General features: G+C 57.7%; 18 protein-coding genes and 1 tRNA gene. 8 read left to right on the forward strand and 11 right to left on the reverse strand.

Going from position 1 to position 18,526, the window contains the following annotated elements; genetic code table 11:
* Window positions 1-211 precede the first annotated feature (211 nt).
* Entirely contained in the window at window positions 212-1,093 is an 882-nt protein-coding gene (locus ASD46_RS19220; protein ID WP_060642560.1) for an alpha/beta hydrolase, read from the reverse strand.
* Between the two features lie 209 nt (window positions 1,094-1,302).
* Between ASD46_RS19220 and parE the strand changes: the two genes are divergently transcribed.
* A complete protein-coding gene (parE, locus tag ASD46_RS19225; protein WP_013636223.1) occupies window positions 1,303-3,423 on the forward strand; it encodes a DNA topoisomerase IV subunit B in 2,121 nt (706 codons plus the stop codon).
* Between the two features lie 43 nt (window positions 3,424-3,466).
* Here parE and ASD46_RS19230 read toward each other — a convergent pair whose 3' ends face one another.
* The 3 genes from ASD46_RS19230 to ASD46_RS19240 are packed head-to-tail and all read right to left on the reverse strand — an operon-like array spanning window position 3,467 to window position 4,792.
* Window positions 3,467-4,078, reverse strand: a complete 612-nt coding sequence (locus tag ASD46_RS19230) for an ATP-dependent Clp protease proteolytic subunit (RefSeq protein ID WP_013636224.1) — start codon at window positions 4,076-4,078, stop codon at window positions 3,467-3,469.
* A gap of 43 nt (window positions 4,079-4,121) precedes the next feature.
* On the reverse strand, window positions 4,122-4,481 hold the full coding sequence (locus tag ASD46_RS19235) for an SRPBCC family protein (protein WP_025593553.1): 360 nt from the start codon (window positions 4,479-4,481) through the stop codon (window positions 4,122-4,124).
* Window positions 4,478-4,792, reverse strand: a complete 315-nt coding sequence (locus tag ASD46_RS19240) for an ArsR/SmtB family transcription factor (RefSeq protein WP_003515444.1) — start codon at window positions 4,790-4,792, stop codon at window positions 4,478-4,480. The genes ASD46_RS19235 and ASD46_RS19240 overlap by 4 nt, the downstream gene beginning before the upstream one ends.
* Before the next feature lie 166 nt (window positions 4,793-4,958).
* Here ASD46_RS19240 and ASD46_RS19245 point away from each other — a divergent pair, with 166 nt between their 5' ends.
* Window positions 4,959-6,515, forward strand: coding sequence for a phospholipase D family protein (locus tag ASD46_RS19245; protein ID WP_025593554.1), 1,557 nt, complete (start codon window positions 4,959-4,961; stop codon window positions 6,513-6,515).
* Between the two features lie 31 nt (window positions 6,516-6,546).
* Here the strand turns inward: ASD46_RS19245 and ASD46_RS19250 are convergent, their stop codons facing one another.
* From ASD46_RS19250 to ASD46_RS19270, 5 genes are all read right to left on the reverse strand, one after another.
* Window positions 6,547-7,380, reverse strand: a complete 834-nt coding sequence (locus tag ASD46_RS19250) for a response regulator (RefSeq protein WP_003515447.1) — start codon at window positions 7,378-7,380, stop codon at window positions 6,547-6,549.
* Window positions 7,381-7,542: 162 nt separating this feature from the next.
* A complete protein-coding gene (locus ASD46_RS19255; protein WP_025593556.1) occupies window positions 7,543-10,056 on the reverse strand; it encodes a GcvT family protein in 2,514 nt (837 codons plus the stop codon).
* Between the two features lie 269 nt (window positions 10,057-10,325).
* The gene (locus ASD46_RS27595; RefSeq protein ID WP_025593557.1) at window positions 10,326-10,646 is read right to left on the reverse strand and encodes a hypothetical protein; all 321 of its coding nucleotides are present in this window, start codon (window positions 10,644-10,646) and stop codon (window positions 10,326-10,328) included.
* Complete coding sequence (locus ASD46_RS19265; protein WP_025593560.1) at window positions 10,643-11,776, reverse strand: hypothetical protein; 1,134 nt, start codon at window positions 11,774-11,776, stop codon at window positions 10,643-10,645. The genes ASD46_RS27595 and ASD46_RS19265 overlap by 4 nt, the downstream gene beginning before the upstream one ends.
* 381 nt (window positions 11,777-12,157) lie before the next feature.
* A complete protein-coding gene (locus ASD46_RS19270; protein WP_025593561.1) occupies window positions 12,158-14,827 on the reverse strand; it encodes a mechanosensitive ion channel family protein in 2,670 nt (889 codons plus the stop codon).
* 123 nt (window positions 14,828-14,950) lie between these two features.
* Between ASD46_RS19270 and ASD46_RS19275 the strand changes: the two genes are divergently transcribed.
* Window positions 14,951-15,205 carry a GlsB/YeaQ/YmgE family stress response membrane protein gene (locus ASD46_RS19275; protein ID WP_003515453.1) on the forward strand — a complete coding sequence of 85 codons (255 nt, stop codon included), beginning with the start codon at window positions 14,951-14,953 and terminating at the stop codon, window positions 15,203-15,205.
* Between the two features lie 155 nt (window positions 15,206-15,360).
* Window positions 15,361-15,436 (forward strand) — tRNA-Lys (locus tag ASD46_RS19280).
* 134 nt (window positions 15,437-15,570) lie between these two features.
* Here the strand turns inward: ASD46_RS19280 and ASD46_RS19285 are convergent.
* Window positions 15,571-16,011: a hypothetical protein gene (locus tag ASD46_RS19285; protein WP_323455132.1), complete on the reverse strand. Its 441-nt coding sequence runs from the start codon at window positions 16,009-16,011 to the stop codon at window positions 15,571-15,573.
* A 445-nt stretch (window positions 16,012-16,456) separates the two neighbouring features.
* Here ASD46_RS19285 and ASD46_RS19290 point away from each other — a divergent pair, with 445 nt between their 5' ends.
* From ASD46_RS19290 to ASD46_RS19305, 4 genes are all read left to right on the forward strand, one after another.
* Complete coding sequence (locus ASD46_RS19290; RefSeq protein WP_025593566.1) at window positions 16,457-16,789, forward strand: hypothetical protein; 333 nt, start codon at window positions 16,457-16,459, stop codon at window positions 16,787-16,789.
* Between the two features lie 169 nt (window positions 16,790-16,958).
* The gene (locus ASD46_RS19295; protein ID WP_019566197.1) at window positions 16,959-17,210 is read left to right on the forward strand and encodes a hypothetical protein; all 252 of its coding nucleotides are present in this window, start codon (window positions 16,959-16,961) and stop codon (window positions 17,208-17,210) included.
* A gap of 195 nt (window positions 17,211-17,405) precedes the next feature.
* Window positions 17,406-17,630 carry a hypothetical protein gene (locus tag ASD46_RS19300; protein WP_003515467.1) on the forward strand — a complete coding sequence of 75 codons (225 nt, stop codon included), beginning with the start codon at window positions 17,406-17,408 and terminating at the stop codon, window positions 17,628-17,630.
* A gap of 294 nt (window positions 17,631-17,924) precedes the next feature.
* A complete protein-coding gene (locus tag ASD46_RS19305; RefSeq protein WP_003515469.1) occupies window positions 17,925-18,113 on the forward strand; it encodes a hypothetical protein in 189 nt (62 codons plus the stop codon).
* A 73-nt stretch (window positions 18,114-18,186) separates the two neighbouring features.
* On the opposite strand, the gene ASD46_RS19310 is transcribed toward ASD46_RS19305, so the two are convergent.
* Window positions 18,187-18,438, reverse strand: coding sequence for a hypothetical protein (locus ASD46_RS19310; protein ID WP_003515471.1), 252 nt, complete (start codon window positions 18,436-18,438; stop codon window positions 18,187-18,189).
* Window positions 18,439-18,526: the final 88 nt, after the last annotated feature.

Here is an 18,526-nt window from a genome sequence, read left to right on the forward strand (position 1 = left end):
TATCCCATTCCCTTTGTCTCGGAGAGCCGCTTGCGCGAACACCCCTTACCTCAGCCGCCAGGCGGCCCCTAATCGCGACAGAAACCCTGCCGGAAATCCCGGAATATTTCCTTAAACGCAGCTGATGACAATTGGTACAAAAAAGCAGTCATAAGCTTCAAAACGTCGGTCAATTTGCCGAAATTCGCGCCTGTCGAACCAAAACTGGACCTCATCGGCTCAAAATCCAGTTCAAAACCGCCCGCCAGTCGGTCATGCGCACCGGCGTTCCATGCGTGCCTGTCTCAAAAAGCGTGAAGCGCGCCGGCTCTCCCGCCTTCAGCAAGGTGCGGAAGATGGTCGCCTGGCTGTCGGCGGAATAGACCTTGTCGGCACTGCCATGGGTGAACCACACCGGCTTTTTGGCTTTCGCAAAGGCGCTCTTCGGAAAATCGGGATCGACCGCGCCGCCAAGGATCGCCATGCCCTTGAGATTGCCGACCGTCGCCTTATCACGGCTGATGCCGTAGCAGATGAAGCTGCCCATGGAGGCGCAGGCCAACACCACCGGCTTGCCGCCGGATTTTCTAGCCGCATAGGTGATCAGCGCGGAAACGTCGGCAACACCATTGGCATCGAAGGATGGTACGCTCGGCACATAATAGGTGCCGCCATTGGCGACAGCCAGATTTTTCAGCCGGTTGAAATTGCCGCCGAACGTATAGTCGTTCATGCCAAGCCGCCGGTCGCCGCCGCGCCCGTGAATGAAGATCACGGTGAAAGCCTGCCCGGATGATGGCCCGACGCGGCCCACCTCAAGCGCCCTGCCCTCAACCGCCACGGATTCCATCGCCTGCGCTGTCTTGGGCGCCATATCCACATATTGCCGCTTCACCCGGCGTTCCGGTACCTCGTCGCGGCCGTTGATATCGCGCATCTCCTGATAATCGATCACCTCAGATGCGCCGCCATCGGCCGTGGAAAGCACTGTCTGGCTGGAAAACAGCTCGTCCTTGAACGGCCGCAGCGGCCCGTCCGCCGCCCCGGCACCGCCCGGCATCGCCGCAACAGTCAGGCAGAAAAGAGTACAAAACGTGAAATGAGCTGTGGACATGACTTGGTTAACCGTTCATTCGTGGCTGCGAGACTTGCCATTGCCAGGGCGGCAGCGCAATCCTCCTGTTGCGAAACCCTGACATAGTCGTGGCATAGGGTGCGCCGCGTTAGGCCACACGCCCTGCACGTTTGGCGCTATACTCGCCCCTATTGGCATACTGATTCGCTTGGCGAAATTCTGACGACACGCTTTTTTGAACCTTGGACATGATGGACGATAGCAACGATCTCTTCTCCGGTCTTCCGGTGGCACCAAACAGCGAAACGGAAAAGAACGAGGACACGGCAAAACCCGTGAAGGCCCCGGTGTCCGCAGCCGCGAACGTGAACGTGCAGCCGAAACCAGCAGCCGTTGCGGCCGTCACGACGCCCCCGCCCCCAGCGCCCGTGTCCCCCTCCGGTGACGACTACGGTGCCTCGTCGATCCGCGTGCTCGAAGGGCTGGAACCGGTGCGCATGCGACCCGGCATGTATATTGGCGGCACCGACGAGAAGGCGCTGCACCACCTCTTTGCCGAAGTCATCGACAACTCCATGGACGAGGCCGTCGCAGGCCACGCCAATTTCATCGAGGTCCATCTCGATACCGAGGGTTTCCTGACCGTCACCGATAACGGACGCGGCATTCCCGTGGAAAACCATCCGCAGGTTCCGGGCAAGTCGACGCTCGAAGTCATCATGACTAAGCTGCATGCCGGCGGCAAGTTCGATGGCAAGGCCTATGAAACCTCCGGCGGCCTGCACGGCGTCGGCGTTTCCGTGGTCAATGCGCTGTCCGATCTTCTGGAAGTGGAAGTCGCCCGTAACCGCAAGCTTTACCGCCAGCGCTTTTCGCGCGGTGCGCCGATCGGCGGTCTCGAAGAACTGGGTGACGTGCACAACCGTCGTGGCACCCGCGTGCGTTTCCATCCGGACCCGCAGATCTTCGGCGATCACGCGAAATTCGAACCGGCGCGTATTTTCCGCATGGCCCGCTCCAAGGCCTATCTCTTCGGTGGCGTCGAAATCCGCTGGAGCTGCGATCCCGGCATGGTGCCCGCCGGTGGCGAAATCCCCGAAAAGGCCGTGTTCCATTTCCCCGGTGGTCTGAAGGACTATCTGGCCGCCACGCTCGGCAAGGAATTCACCGTCACCCGCGAGATTTTCTCCGGCCGCACCGAAAAGACCGGTGGCCACGGCGCGCTGGAATGGGCTGTGACCTGGTATGGCGGCGACACGCAGATCCATTCCTATTGCAACACCATCCCGACGCCTGAAGGCGGTACGCATGAGGCCGGTTTCCGCATCGCACTCACCAAGGGCCTGAAGAACTATGCGGAGCTGACCCAGAACAAGCGAGCCAGGGAAATCACCACCGATGACGTGATGATCTCGGCAGCGGGCATGCTCTCCGTCTTCATCCGCGAGCCGGAATTCGTCGGCCAGACCAAGGACAAGCTCGCGACCGTCGAGGCCCAGCGCATCGTCGAAAACGCGCTACGCGATCCCTTCGACCATTATCTCACCGGCAATCCGGGCGAAGCGGCGAAGCTGCTGGACTGGGTGATCGAGCGCGCCGAAGAACGCCTGCGCCGCCGCAAGGAAAAGGAAGTCAACCGCAAGACGGCGGTGCGCAAGCTGCGCCTGCCCGGTAAGCTGGCGGACTGCTCGCAGAACACGGCTGAGAATGCCGAGCTTTTCATCGTCGAGGGTGACTCGGCTGGCGGCTCGGCCAAGCAGGCGCGCAACCGCGCCAATCAGGCCATCCTGCCGCTGCGCGGCAAGATCCTCAACGTCGGCAGCGCCAGCCGTGAAAAACTCTCCGCCAACCAGCAGATCGCCGATCTCATCCAGGCGCTAGGCTGCGGCACGCGCACCAAGTACCGCGAAGAGGATCTGCGTTACGAACGCATCATCATCATGACGGATGCCGACGTCGATGGTGCTCACATCGCCTCGCTGCTCATCACCTTCTTCTATCAGGAAATGCCGGAACTCATTCGTGGCAACCACCTCTATCTCGCGGTGCCGCCGCTCTACGTCATCCGTCAGGGTGCCAAGAGCGCCTATGCCCGTGACGACGCCCACCGCGCCGAATTGATGGAAACCGTCTTCAAGGGCAAGAAGGTCGAAATCGGCCGCTTCAAAGGCCTTGGCGAAATGATGGCGGCACAGTTGAAGGAAACCACCATGGATCCCGAAAAGCGCACCCTGCTGCGCGTCGAGATCGACGACGTGGATTTCGAAGGCACCCGCGAGGCGGTCGACAATCTGATGGGCACCAAGGCGGATGCCCGCTTCCGCTTCATTCAGGAACGCGCTGCCTTCGCGGATAATCTGGATATCTGATCAACCGTCCCGGCCAGCCATGCGCCAACCGGGACGATTTGAGTCATGCCGCCGCCACATCTTCGCGAACGTCCAGAACGCGGTCGATCAAACCCCATTCCAGTGCCTCTTCCACCGTCATGAAACGGTCGCGATCCATTGCCGCTTCAAACTCGTCATAGCTGCGTTTGCAATGCTCGGCATAAAGCCGCGTCATTCGGTGCTTTGTCTGCCTGATTTCTTCAGCATGGATGAGCATATCCGACGCCTGCCCCTGAAACCCGCCGGACGGCTGGTGAATGAGGATGCTGGCGTTGGGCAATGCCGCCCGCGCGCCCGGTTCGCCCGCCATAAGCAGGAATGAGCCCATCGAACGGGCGGTCCCCATGCACAGAGTATGAACCGGCGCGCGGATGTAGCGCATGGTGTCATACATTGCGAGACCGCTGGTCACGACGCCGCCTGGAGAATTGATGTAGAGATGGATCGGCTTTTTCGGGTTTTCCGCCTCCAGAAACAGCAGTTGCGCGCAGACAAGCGCGGAAACAGCGTCGTTGACCTCACCGTTGAGAAAGATGATCCTTTCCCGCAACAGCCGGGAATAGATGTCGAAGGACCTTTCTCCCCTAGCGGATTGTTCAACTACCATAGGGACGAGTTGCATCGCTTCGCGCATCGGCGAACTCCTGTCGTTTGAAAATGTAAGGAAATGTGGTGGATCAGGCGGCGAGCTTGATGGGCGAACCGTTGTGGTTTGCGGCAGCCTTTGTCATCCGACCGGAACCGGTGATGGGCAACTCATGAATGACCCGCAGGCTGGTGCCGCCGCTCGCGTTGGGTGCAATACTGAAGGTGACGGTGCTTTCCAGAAATGGCGGAACGTCATCCCGCATCCTGTAACAGACCTCCTTCCCCGGGGTGATCCTAATCGCCTCGGGTTCAGCTAAAGCCTCCTTCGGCAACCAGTGTTCACGGAAGGCCGGAATGCTGATCGCACGCCAGACTTTTTGCGGCGGCTCATCGAGATCATATTCCAGCTCGATACCGGGTTTCGGTGCTGCGGGCAGTTCCCTGTTCATTGATCCATATCCTTCAGCAAGAGCTTCAGTGCTTCTACGCGCTGCGGCCAGTAGGCGCGGTATTTGCCAAGCCATGTCGCAATCCGTGTCAGCCCATCCGGATCGACCTCGTAATTGACGAAACGACCCTGCCGCCGTTCGACGACCAGCCCCGCCCCCCGCAGCACAGCAAGATGCTGCGACATGGCCGGCTGGCTGATATCGAAACCCTCACGCAAGGCGGACGCGTTCTGGGCACCATCCGCGAGCTTTTCGAAAATAGCGCGGCGTGTCGGATCGGCCAGCGCCCGGAAAATATCATTCTCTGTCATGACAACAGATAAGCATATACTTATGTGATTCACAAGTCCCGCCTCCTGCATTCGCTTCGCAAGGCAGGCTTTTTCGCTCCCGCACCCTCTTCTGCCGTGAACGCTTTATGTGCTCGCGCGTTTTCACCCGGCCTGATAACCTTCAGGCCGGGAGTGATCAAAACAAGTGACTGCATTTACGGTCTTTATCGCCATGGTGCTGCTGGTCGTCGGACCAGCCCTGTTTGTTGTCATCAGCAAGCAGCGGGAAAAGGCCATTCCCAAACGCCCCTCAACCGCCCTGCCCGTTGCCGAGGATGCGACCGGGCTCGACCGCCACTGGCAGTCGATAAGGAACGGCTGGAACGAGAAAAACGCGCTCTGCCTGCTGCATTCCAATCTGGATGCCTTTGCAGTGCGTATGGCGGCCGCGCGGGCGGCTGGGCGCAGCCTTGATCTGATGTATTACATGTGGAATGCCGACCTGACCGGTCGGCTGATGATGCGCGAGGTCATTGCCGCGGCAGATCGCGGCGTGCGCGTGAGGCTGCTTCTGGACGATCTCGGCGTCTCGATGTCCGACCGCATCTTCCACGCCATCGACAGCCATCGCAATATTGAGCTGCGGCTCTTCAACCCAACCAGGGCGCGGGAAAACATCCTGTATCGAAGCCTGGAACTGGTCCTCCGGTTCCGAAGCGTCAACCGGCGCATGCACAACAAGGCGTGGATTGCCGACGGACGCGCCGCGATCGTTGGCGGCCGTAATATTGGCGACGCCTATTTCGATGCCGCCGAACGGGCCAATTTCCACGATTTCGACATTCTCGGTTTCGGCAGGATCGTTGCGGATGCCACCGAAATCTTCGACGACTACTGGAACAGCGCCGTTTCCGTTCCCGTGCGCTCGCTTCTGGCGCGCAGGCCGAGCAAGCTTGCCAGGTTAAGACGCGAGCTTGCTGCGCTGCCGAAAAGCGAGGCTGCCAAACCCTATCTCGAGCGCGTCGAAAACCAATATGGCAGCGGACATTTCCTGATGTCGGACCGCCTGCACTGGGTCGATGAAGCCGACGTGCTTGCCGACCCGCCGGAAAAAGCAGCGGGAAAACGCCGCAACGGCCACAACTTCCTGATGGAGAGCCTGCTGCCGCTGATGCAGGCGGCAAATGACAGCCTGCACATCACCTCCCCTTATTTCATTCCCGGCAAACAGGGCTTGGACATTTTTGCAAACCTTGCCGAGCGCGGCGTCTCGGTTGCCATCCTCACCAACTCGCTGGCTGCAACAGATGTTGCCGCCGTTCACGCCGGTTACGCACGGTATCGAAAGCCGCTTCTGCTGGGCGGGGTGCGACTCCATGAACTGCGTGCACAGGCGGACCAGCCAAGCTTTACGCTTCGCGGTTCAGGACAGGCGAGCCTCCACACCAAGGCTTTCTCCCGCGACGGCAAGACCGGCTATATTGGCTCGCTCAATTTCGATCCGCGCTCCGCTTCTCTCAACACGGAAATGGGCGTCGTTTTCACCTCAGCCCCGCTGGTTGCGCGCATGGACGAGATATTCAGCGAAGAGATCCGCCGCTCAATGAGCTTCGAGCTGGATATAGACAACGGCAATCGCATCGTCTGGATGACCGAAGAACACGGCCAGCCGAAGACATACAGGCGTGAACCGGACGCTGCCATCAGCCGCCGGATCGTCGCCGGCATCATGCGTTTCCTGCCGCTCGAGTCTCAGCTTTGACTTATCGCGGCTTTGATAACGAAAAGTCCGGTCAGGCCGCCGGTCTCACGCCAGCCTTGGCCAGCTGTATCTGCACCAGCGTGTCGAGGTTCTGGTTAACGCGGCAATAAAATTCCTCGTCGATGAAGGGCCGCAGCATGAAATCGTTGCCACCCGCCTTCAGGAACCGCGCCGACAAAAGCCGGTTGGTGGAAGAGGAAACGCCGATGATGCGCAACTCGTGCGAACCGCGCACGGTGCGGATGCGCCGTGTCAGTTCGAAACCGTCAATATCGGGCATATTGTAGTCGGTCACCACCAGCCCGATATCGGGATTGGCCTTAAGGATTTCGAGCGCCTTCGCACCGCTATCGGCAAGGCTGACGCGGAAATTATAACGCTTGAGGCGGCTGGAAAGCAGCGCCCGCGCCGTTGGGCTGTCATCCACGATCAGCACATGGTGGCGGTGGTTGGTGAGGAACCGACAGATGGATTCCGTCAGCATGTCCACGGCAAAGATATTGTCTTTCAGAATGTAGTCGACCACATTCTTGGCGATCAGCGTTTCGCGGGTCGCCTCATGGAACGTGCTGGTGAAAACGATGGTCGGGATCGAAAGATCGATCAGATATTCCAGCGCCTCGCCGTTCTCCGCCCCCGGAAGATTGATGTTGGAAATCGCAAGCGTCACGGGTTCGGCCGAGTGTTCGTAGCACGCCTGCAACTCCTCGAAGTTACGGCACACCTCCACGGAAACGCCCAGCAATTCCTTCAGGCGCATGCTCACCATCTGGGTGAACACATTGGTATCTTCCGCAAGCAAAATGCGGCAATTGGTAAATGGCACACCCGAATATTGCATGCCCGTAATGCCCAGAAAATTCATTTTGTCCCAGTCCCCCGTCGTCTTTCACGGGAAATTAGCAGGCGTATTTTTCAGAATGATTAATAACACTTTTGCCCGAAAACAGTCGGCATACATGCTTACCCAAAAGAAAACACGGCCCCCGAGGGGGGGCCGTGTTTCGAATGCTTCCAGGAAAATCCCTCAGGCGCGCAGCAGCGCGTTTTCCGTATCAAAGGGGCTTTCTTCCACCACCTCGGCATCATAAAGCGTGCCGAGAATGCGGATTTTCAGCTTCGTGCCAATCGTGGCATATTCGGGTTTCAGCATGGCAAGCGCAATCGATTTTCCGATACGCCAGCCAAAGCCGCCGCTCGTCACACGGCCGGCAAGTGCGCCATCTGCGTCGAAGATAGCTTCAGAACCACGCGCATCGACATCCGTATTGCCCGAAACGGTCAGCGTCGAGAATACCGATTTCAAGCCGGCTTCCTTGTAGGCCACCAGCGCATCGCGGCCGATGAAATTTTTCTCAGGACGCAGGAAACGGTCGAGACCGGATTCATAGGCGTTATATTCGACCGAAAGCTCGCGGCCCATGTTGCGATACGACTTTTCAAGCGACATCGACACCATCGCACGAATACCGAATGGCTTGATGCCAAACTCGGCGCCTGCTTCCATCAGCCGGTCGAAGATGTAGTTCTGCATTTCGATAGGATGGTGCAACTCCCAGCCCAGTTCACCGACGAAGTTGACGCGCAGTGCATGCGCCGTCGCCACACCCACGGAGATCTGCTTCGCCGTCAGCCACGGGAAATCCTTGTTCTCGAGGCTGGTACGGGTCAGCTTCTTCAGGAGATCGCGCGACTTCGGACCGGCAAGCACCAGCACGCCGTATTTCTGGGTGATGGGCTGCAGCACGACGGAACCGTCGGTGGGCGCAAGCCGCTGGAGCACGTCATGATCGTGCGCCTCAAGACCACCGGCGGACACCAGATAGAACCGGCCCGGTGCCCATTCATAGACGGTGAACTCCACCTTCACGCCGCCATTCGGCGTCAGAAGGTGCGTCAGCGCAATACGGCCGCGCTTCTTCGGCACGATATTGGCGAGAATGCTGTCCAGCCAGGCGCGCGCGCCGGGACCGGAGACTTCCATCTTGGCGAAGGCCGACATGTCAAGCACGCCGACATTCTGGGTGACGTTCTTCACCTCGTTGCCGACATGTTCGAAATAGTTCGAGCGGCGGAACGACCACTTCTCGACGATACGGCCATCATCCAGTGGCGGCGCATAGTTGTGGCTGGTGATGACATCCGCACCGACGCCGAGGTCCTCTTCGCGCAACGCATAACCTTGCGGAGCATACCAGTTGGCACGCTCCCAGCCGTAAACGGAACCGAACACACCGCCGAGCTTCTTCAGACGGTCGTAAACCGGCGTCGTCTTCAGCGGACGGGCAGCGGAACGTTCTTCATCAGGGTAATGCATGGTGAAGACGTTGGCATAGGCTTCCTCATTCTTGGCAATGAGGTAACCTTCCGTTGCGTGAGGGCCGAAACGGCGCGGATCGACACCCATCAGATCGAGTGTAGGCTCACCATCGACGATCCATTCGGCAAGCTGCCAGCCAGCACCACCGGCAGCGGTGATGCCGAACGAGTGGCCTTCATTCAGCCAGAAATTCTTCAGGCCCGGTGCCGGACCGACGATCGGGTTGCCATCAGGCGTATAGGCGATAGCGCCGTTATAGACCTTCTTGATACCGACTTCACCGAAAGCCGGAACGCGGACCATCGCGGTTTCGATATGCGGCATAAGGCGGTCGAGTTCCTCCTGGAACAGCTCATATTCGCTATCGTCAGAGGGACCGTCGACATAACAGACCGGAGCGCCGACTTCGTAAGGGCCGAGGATCAGACCGCCGGCCTCCTCGCGCATGTACCAGGCCGAATCCGATTCACGCAGAACGCCCATTTCCGGCAGACCCTGACGGCGGCGCTCCAGAATGGCCGGGTGCGGCTCGGTGACAATATATTGGTGCTCAACCGGGATGACCGGAATATTGATGCCGACCATCTCGCCGGTCTTGCGGGCAAAGGAGCCGGTGCAGGAGACGATATGTTCGGCGATGATCTCGCCCTTATCCGTCGTCACCTTCCAGTGACCGTCTTCCAGCTGCTCGATGGCGGTGACGGTGGTGTTGCGATAGATGGTGGCGCCACGGTCTCGCGCGCCCTTCGCCAGCGCCTGCGTCAGGTCGGCGGGCTGGATATAACCATCATCGGGGTGCTGGATGGCGCCCAGCAGGCCGTCCGTCTCGCAAAGCGGCCAGATTTCCTTAACCTGCTCCGGCGTCAGCATGTTGACCCGCACACCGATGGTCTCGGCAATGCCGGCATAATACATATATTCGTCCCAGCGATCCTTGGTGCGGGCGAGACGAATGTTCGAGACCTTGGAGAAACCGACATTCATGCCGGTCTCTTCCTGAAGCTCCTCGTAGAACTTCACCGAATATTTGTGGATCTGGCCGACCGAGTAGCTCATGTTGAACAGCGGCAAAAGACCGGCTGCGTGCCAGGTGGAACCGGAGGTCAGTTCCTTGCGCTCGATAAGGACGCTGTCGCTCCAGCCCTTCTTGGCAAGATGATAAAGCGTCGAAACGCCGACGACGCCGCCACCGATCACCACCGCCCGTGCATGTGTCTTCATTTACAGAACCCCTAAAAAGCGCCGGCATTGCCTGTCGTGCTGCCAAATCGATGGGATGGAATATGAAGCGCCCGGCGGCCGTTCAGCCGCCTGATTGCGACATGGCCATAGGGTGCTGCGACAGGGGAGAAAATGCCGTCGCTGGAGGCGGGTTTCAAACCACCGTCGCCTTTTGAAGACGACGGTGGCGCACATATGGGAAAATACCAACCGGAACAGATCAAGTGTCAGCCAAGACGGATTGGAGCCTGAACCGCCGGATAAACCGTCTATCTGGTCTGAAGCTGCAATTGCATTCCCCGCACATCCGGGCCGTCCAAGTTTAACCCCTTTATAACGTCATTGCCGGGAACGATAATCGAGTTCTTGAGGACAGGACCGCCTGGCAGATTGTGTATCCCGCCGCCGCCACCGGGCGGAGGTGGTGGCGGCGGAAAAACGCCGCCACCATCCTTGCTGCAAGGTGGAATGCGATAAATGCAATCATCGTTGAATTGCGCAATATCTCCACTCGCAGACGGGAGAACCACATCCTGCGCATTTGCCAGAAACGGAAAAAACATACCGAAGAGAAAAATAGCTAGTCTCATTTCGCAACCTCCTGCGAAGATGCACAAACCTTGGCGCGGTCTTTTACGTCCTTGCCAGCAGCAGCTTTTGCCGCGGCGTCCAGCCATGCGGGCGTGCTGTTGCGCATACCGATGGAAACGCTGTTGAAGCCTATGACGAGCGGCCTCGCAAACTGGCTATCGGAAAAAAGGCCGGAACTGTTCGTGCTGCGAATGGTGTTGTCATTGCCGGCCATGTTTTCGGCCGCCGGCTGCTGGCCCTGCGGGCCTGTGGTCGCGGCAACGTCCGCACCATCCACAGTCTTCTGGACGTCGCCTTTGTTTCCCCCCGCATCGATGAAACCCGACCGTGCCCGGCCGTTGGTGACCTTTACCCCGCGTGTCAGAAACGCCTGACGCACGACCAGCAGGCGAATGTCGTAAATATAGCGCGAACCACAGTCCTCTGTCTCCGCGGTTCTCAAAATATTGCGGCTGAGAATGTACGAGAGTTTTTCGCGAAGATAGTCGTCGGCGCAATAGACCTTGGTGTCGTCATCATTGCAAAACCGCATCAGCGCACTTTGTGCATGGAAGGGATTGATCGCATAGGTCTGCACATTCTGAAGCTCGATTTCCTCGATATCCGCCCGTGCGCCACCAAAGGCGATATTGCGTAAAAGTCCTGCCATTCCTTCCTTGCGTTCTATCCTGACGATGGGAAACAGCGCGTCCTTCACCACCAGGCCAGACGTCGTCCCATCCACAGCCACCTCCGTACGCGGTTGAGCAATCGACAGAGACTTTTTATCCTCCGACCAGGTGCTGTCGCCGAAATAAGGCGCCTCAGACTTGACCCCGAGATATCCCCGCAAATTAGGTATCTGGGTGATCTTGACGTAGCGACCGATGAAGGCTTCGCTTTCGAGGTCGGTGGGCAAAAACTTGAACTTGTGGCCCGAATCCACGACCTCGGCGATGATGTCTCCGACATAAATATCCTCCTGTGGAGGATAGACCGGCTCGATGCCCAGTCTGCGGATGGATTCATTCCAGCGTTTCGGCAGGTAATCATCCGTCACATCGGTTTCGCCCATCAGGAAAAACAGACCGGCAGAACCGATAACGACACCTGTCGCCAGTAAGGATACTCGGGCGGCATGGGGTGTCACCCACCTCCACGCACTCCTCAATTTTTCCCGCAAAGACGTTTTCGCGGGAACTTGGCCCGGAGGCTGGGCAGGCTGGGCAGGCTGGGCAGGCTGGGCAGGCTGGGCATTCTCATCGACTGGATCCGGCATGTGAACCCCGACAGGAAAGAAATGAACTAAGTATAACCCAGCATATCAACTTAAAGTTTAAAAAACAATACAGTCATCGAGGGAATTTTCACTGTATTTCATGAAGACGACCGACAAAATCCGGTTTCCCTCCCAATAAGATCTTTCCCCCGGGCGTCTCATCCGCCACAATGCAAATCGGGCGCGAGGATAACTCCCCGCGCCCGTCAACGCCCGTATCGGCTGCGTCGCCGCAGCGGCGGTAGCCGCAGATTAAGTGTCCTTGCCGGCCGCCTTCAACGTCGCCTTCGGCTCCACCACGGTTTTGTCACCCGCCTTGCCCGCATCCTTTTCCGGTGCAGTTGCCGCGGCAGGCGCCGCCGCGCCCGTATGCGCCGCCACCGCCTTGTCACCCTCTTCCGAAAGCAGCGCCGCCAGCATTTGCGGATTTGCATCGCCTTCCACGTGGATGTTGAGGTTACGCTGCGGGAACGGGATGGCGATCCCCTCTTCGCGGAAGCGTTTCAGGATTGCGATCCTCAGCGCGTTTTTCACGCCAAGCCCATTCGAAAGATCGGCGAGGTGGAAACGCAATTCGAAATCCAGCGAGAAGTCGCCGAAACGGAGGAATTCCACGTGCGGTTCGGGGTTGCGCAGTACGGGCGGCTGGGTGCGCACCAGTTCCAGCAGAATATCCATGACCTGCTGCGGATCGGATTCATAGGCAACGGAGACCGGAATTTCCGCTCGCATGATACGGTTGCGGTGTGTCCAGTTACCGACCGAGGAATTGATGAATTCCGAGTTCGGTACGATGATCGACTGGCCGCGGAAGGTTTCAATCTCGGTCGCGCGCACCGAAAGCCGTTTGACGGTGCCTTCCGTCGTGCCTGTCACCACCCAGTCACCCACCTTGAAGGGACGCTCGACCAGCAGGATGAGGCCGGAGACGAAGTTCGAGACGATGTTCTGGAGGCCGAAACCGATACCGACCGAAAGGGCAGACGCCACCAGCGCCAGGCTGGAGAGGTTAAGACCGGCGGAAGAGACGCCGAAAATGGCCGCAACCGCGATACCGAGATAACCGATGCCGGTCTTGACGGAGTTGCGCACGCCCGCATCCACCTGCCCGCGCGCCATGACGTTGTTGTCCAGCCACTTCTGGAACCAGCGTGTAATGATGTAGCCGATAGCAAAGACGAGGACGCCGCCGAACAGGCCGATCAGCGAGATGGAGGCATTGCCGACGGTGATGCCGGTCAGCAGACGATAGGCCCAGCTTTCGATATCGCCCGGCTGGAACCCCCAGGAAAACAGGATGAGCGGCACGCCGAAGGCGAGTGCGATGACATAGATGCCGAGCCCCGCCGCAAGACCGGCCTGATCCAGCGCAACCGGGCCGAGACCGTAGCGCCGCCCGAGATAACGACCGGCCAGGGATTCGGAAAAGGCGCCCTGTCGCGAAATCGCCTTGCCGGAAAGAATGCCGATATACATCGTTGCGAGCACCGCACCGGTGGCGACGATCTGCGTGGCAAGGAACCGCGCCAGCCCCACATAACCCGTCAGGCAGGCACCGATGAGAACAAGCCCGCCGACCCTGAGCAAAATGACCAGCCAGCGCGGCAGGCGCTGGTTGCCGGTCTCGTAGTCCTGCCCCTCACCGATCACCGGGCGCAGGAACGACACGGTGAGCAGGATGATGCCAATGATGATGGAGGCAATGAAGCTTTTGGCAACGGTGACGATCAGCGGCGAATAGAGCGTCTCGCTGATCGTGCCGAACAGATAATCGAGACCGTTGACGAGCGCCATCAAAAGCACGGCCGAGGACAGCGTGTGCGCTCCGCGATTGGAAACCTGCAACAGACGCCATTCCGGCTGCGTCGGCGCAAAAATCGCGTAGCTCAGCCGCGACACGAAATAGACGAAGCCCGTAACTGCCATGGCCCCGAACAGGATCGGCGCAATATCGGAACGAAGCACGTTGAAATTATCGAGGAAAAACGCCGAGGTCACCAGAAACAGGAAAAGCGACAGCGACTGCACCATGGTTGACCAGAAGGCCACCGAAAGCCGCCGCAGATAGGAAGGCTCGCCGGTAAAGGCCCGCCTTTCCATGCGGCTGCCGAAAAAGCGGTAACCGCCCACCAGAAACAACAGCGCCGCCATGATCGACAGCATCACTGCCCCGAACATCGGCAGGCGTTTGTAGTTCCAGACGAAACCCGCCCAGCTGCTGAAGGCGTTGTTGAGATTGGTCAGCTCGCTCACGAAGGCGGAAGAGGCGTCGCCCAGCGTCTGGGAAGAGACTTCGGTGCGCTTGAACAGGGTCGCGGCAAAAAGCGCCCGGCGAACTGCCGTTATGTTGTTGGAAATCTGCGCGGCGTTGGTGGCCGTGCTCTCCACCTCGCCGGCAATGGCATTCACCTCGGCACGCTCCGCCGTCAGCCGGGAGCGCTCCTCCGTCACCATGCTCGCTTCGGGTGGCTGTCCTTCCGCCGGGGCAGCACCAAGCGCGTCGAGACGCGTCTTGATCTGGTCCAGACGGGTCCGCAGCTTAGTGTTGGCGGCGGCAGCATCGGCTGCAATGGTATCGGCGCGTCCCTTCAGGTCCACCAGCTGCACGTCATCGCTGCCGCCCGCCTCCACCTGTTTGGCGATTGCCGAAATATCGGCCTTCCATTTTTCCAGATCCGTGCGCGCCTGCTCGACGATGGAAGCCTGGATAGCGACTGGTGCGGCCGCTGGCGCATCCTGCGCCGACGCCAAGGTTGCGGACGACAGAAAGCTGCCAAGGAGGGTTAATACCGCGACCATTATCGCAGCCATGGCGGCCTTTCGCCGCCGGCCGGATAAAGGCCCGCCGAACATCCGCCTACCGTCAATCATTCCGCCAAACATCAACCGCACATCCATGCCTTTCATATCTTCACCCAGCATCAGGCTATTTATCGCCTGCCGCGCGGAAAACCACCCGCAAAAAGCGAGGTTTTCGGGAGTTTACCTTGCTTTTCACCCGGAGAATCATCACCTTCAATAGTGCAGCAATCATGGGAGGAAATCATGGAATCTGCTGGTATTGGCTGGATCGCAGCTATCATCATCGGTGGTGTCGCCGGGTGGCTCGCCGAACAATTCATGAAAAGCAATATGGGTGTTTTCATGAACATCCTACTTGGAATCGTCGGCGCCATCGTCGCTAACGCCATTCTCTCGGTATTCGGAATCGTTTTGACCGGATGGATCGGTTATCTCATCGCCGGCTTCATCGGCGCCTGCATCCTCATCGTCATCGGCAGAGCCTTCCGGCGAGGATAGCAAAAGACAAAAATCCGTAAAATTCCGGTTTTCCAGCGTTTTCCAGCGCGACTGAAATTTTTTCGTCACAAAAATCGAAGAAATTTCATTTCCGCGCTGGACAAGCCGAAACTTCCCCTTTATAGCCCCCCTCACACCGCCACACGGTGTCGGTCGGGTGATTAGCTCAGTTGGTAGAGCAGCTGACTCTTAATCAGCGGGTCGTAGGTTCGAGCCCTACATCACCCACCAAATTCTTCAAAAATGACAAGACGTTGCGGTGCTAAGTTAAAGCATCGCATTCGGCGCCGTGGACTGAAAAAACATTTCGAATTCGGCGCCCCTAAACATGCGGCCGCGACAGCGGACCTAGCTCCCAAGAAAACCTACAACTTCGTTTCGGGTATGATTTTTGTCCCGATAAAACGTGGCCCCAAGGGCCGCCCGGCAATACGGCTTGCGAATTCCTCGGTGAAAGGAACAGGCATTGCCCGCCTCACCGCGTCGATGGCGGAATCGATAAAGGCTTGCCGTCTTGGACTGTCTTCCTGCGGGCGCGCGGCTGTGACGACCACCTTGCCCCTTATCTGCCCATCCTTATGCAGAATGAACTGCAGCGTCACGACAAGCCCCTCCGTGTCTTCCGGCGGCACCCAGCATGCGTAAATCGCATCGAACATTTCGTTGAGGTTGCTGACCGGAGCAGGATCGTTGCAGACCCGCGACTGGCCCAAAGCCTGCGTCAGAAAACCCGCGTACAGGGTGGCCAGTGCCACGATTCCCGGCAGCTTGAGGCCGCAGAAGAATAGAAACGAACGCTTGATCAAATCCGTTATCCTCTGTCGGAAAGCGATCAGCCTGGCCCATCCACCAATTAACGTCATTTTTGAAAAAATATTTTTGTCAGTAAAAACTCTTCGCTGATTCAGCAATCGATATATAAAAAATAATAAAGCCCACGATACACACAGAAAAATCATAAATACATCAAAATAAAACTCAAAATAAATAAAAAAACAATTGAAAATAAAAAAATAGTTTTGAAATAGAAAAATAATATATTTGCTTCATAAAAATAAAATTACAAAAAAGGCAAAAATTCGAAATATTTATTTATATATATTTGTAATATTTAAAATAGACTGGATATCTCGAAAAGTTGCCCATAAAGAACCCTTCGCAATTTAACCAAAACCCGCAGTTTGCATTGCAAGCCACTGGTTTGGTTGTATGCATTGCCCAGCCAGAACGATGGCGCAAAAGGGGGATATCATGAAATCAAAATGGGTAACGGCGGTGTTTTTCGGAGCTACGCTGACGGTTGCTGGTGCGGCGCAGGCGGACGACCTCGTCTTTTCGCTGAAGAACGGAACGAACTCCGTTCTCAATGCCTTCTACACCTCGCCGGTCGGCGTCGATGACTGGGAAGACGATGTTTTCGGAAAAAAGGCGCTTGGTCCGGGCGAAACGATGGAGATCACCATCGCCGATGGCCGCCGCGTGTGCAAATACGACATGCGTTTCGAATTCCAGGGCGATGAGCTGGAAGACCTCGAGGATACGCAGAACCTGTGCGAACTCGGCGAATATACCATCACCGAGTAATAATCCGGCAATAATGGCCCTGCCCGATTATGGCGGGGCCTGCACCAACAAGCGGCCTTCAAAAAAATCAGCCGCTCCCGCAACGCCGGTTTTGCAACACAGCTACTGAAACGACGAAATATCAGCGCGGCAGTGCCACCCGCTCCGTAAAGCGGTCTTAATCATGCCTATGATTGGCGTGATGAGATTGATCGTCAACATATTGCTTTTCGCCCTCGGCGCAGTCGGAAGCGGCGTATGTGCGTTTCTATTGTCGGGTACGCTTGCCGATTCCGGATTTCTCGGTTCCTGTTTCGAGGGAAGTTGTGCCTATGCGGCGCTTTTCATGGTGCTGCCCGTCACATGGTTCGTGCTTTTTGCGCTTTATGTCATGGCATTGCTGGTCTGGAGACGAAAACCTTTCCGGAACGGAAGGCTCTGAAATAGGTAAGACGGCGCCGTCGCTACCGGACGTTCGTTGACAGCCATCGAGACTTGCCGTTAACGTCCCGCCTGCTGGGGGATTCGCTGCCATTGATATACGGGCCTGCCCGATATCATAGGCCTCTGAATGTGCATGTTTCCGATTTGCGCGTCGCTTAACGACGTGCATGGCGGAAAACAGGGAGACCAAACGATGCGGGCCGCAATTAATTCTCCATCGCTTTCTATCGATACCATGGACTATCAGGCCGAGTGCCAGTTCGCGCTGGAGCCCTCCATTCAAGGGCTCATCGAAAAAGCGGAAGACGCTGGCTGGAACCGCCAGCAGGCCGCGCTTGCCATCGTCGCGCTCGCCAGTGAACATCTGAGTGACCTGCTTCCAGGCCTCACCGTACCCGATCAACGCCCCCTGTCCTGACAGCCTCCCGCCCGCCGGAGCTGATCAGCACCCGGCATGATTGCCAAAGCATCCCGAAAATTGATTGAGCAGGCCGGAGTATCCCCCGTCGCGCCCGCACGGGCCTTCGATGCTCCGTCGCAAGCGCGAGGGAGAAACGCTCCAGGCGACCCCTTCCCCCCTCAACGCAGCCCGTAGTGTCCCCGTCACAGACCATCTCCAGGGCATTTCAGCTGCCCTTTAAGTATCGCTGCCACAGTGTTGACATAAGCGACCGATAATGAGAACATAAAGTGAACATTATGGAGGTCAGCGATGAACGCAGCAGACGCAACCATAGAAAATGCACTGTCCGTGGTCGCTCGCTCCCGCGATATGCGCGAGCGCGCGCTCGAGAGACGACGGGAATTGCAGCGGCGAACGGAAGTCATCATCGCCCGGCCGCTCTACGTGCTGAAAAAGAATGAAGGCCCGAAGCAATTGTCGCTGAAACTCGACAGCTAGATCGCAAAAAGCAAATCCCGTGCGGATTACCTCACACACGGGATTTTCAGAATGAAACGATCATTGTCTTGTCTTATTGCATGCGTTGCATTGCGGCTTCGGGTTCGCCAGTCGTCGCAACCGTTGCCGCCGGAAGGCGATCGGTCTTTTTCAGTATGACGATGGGCTTGTCCACCGGATCCGTCGGCGGAACGATGCTCGCAGTTTTGAATTCACGGTCGACAGCAGGAACGGAAGCGTTGATCTTTTCATGACCTGCGCACTCCGCCAACGCTGCACTGGCGGAAAAACCAAGTACAGCGGCGATAATGAGAACTGATTTCATGTCATTCTCCCTTCGCTTTCGTGGCGATCTCCCAATCTAAGGGGAGACGGTCCGGATTGAAAATCACACTTTAGAGACATCTAAAGCT

The sequence above is a fragment of the Rhizobium sp. Root491 genome, from assembly GCF_001427205.1.
GTDB lineage: Bacteria > Pseudomonadota > Alphaproteobacteria > Rhizobiales > Rhizobiaceae > Agrobacterium > Agrobacterium tumefaciens.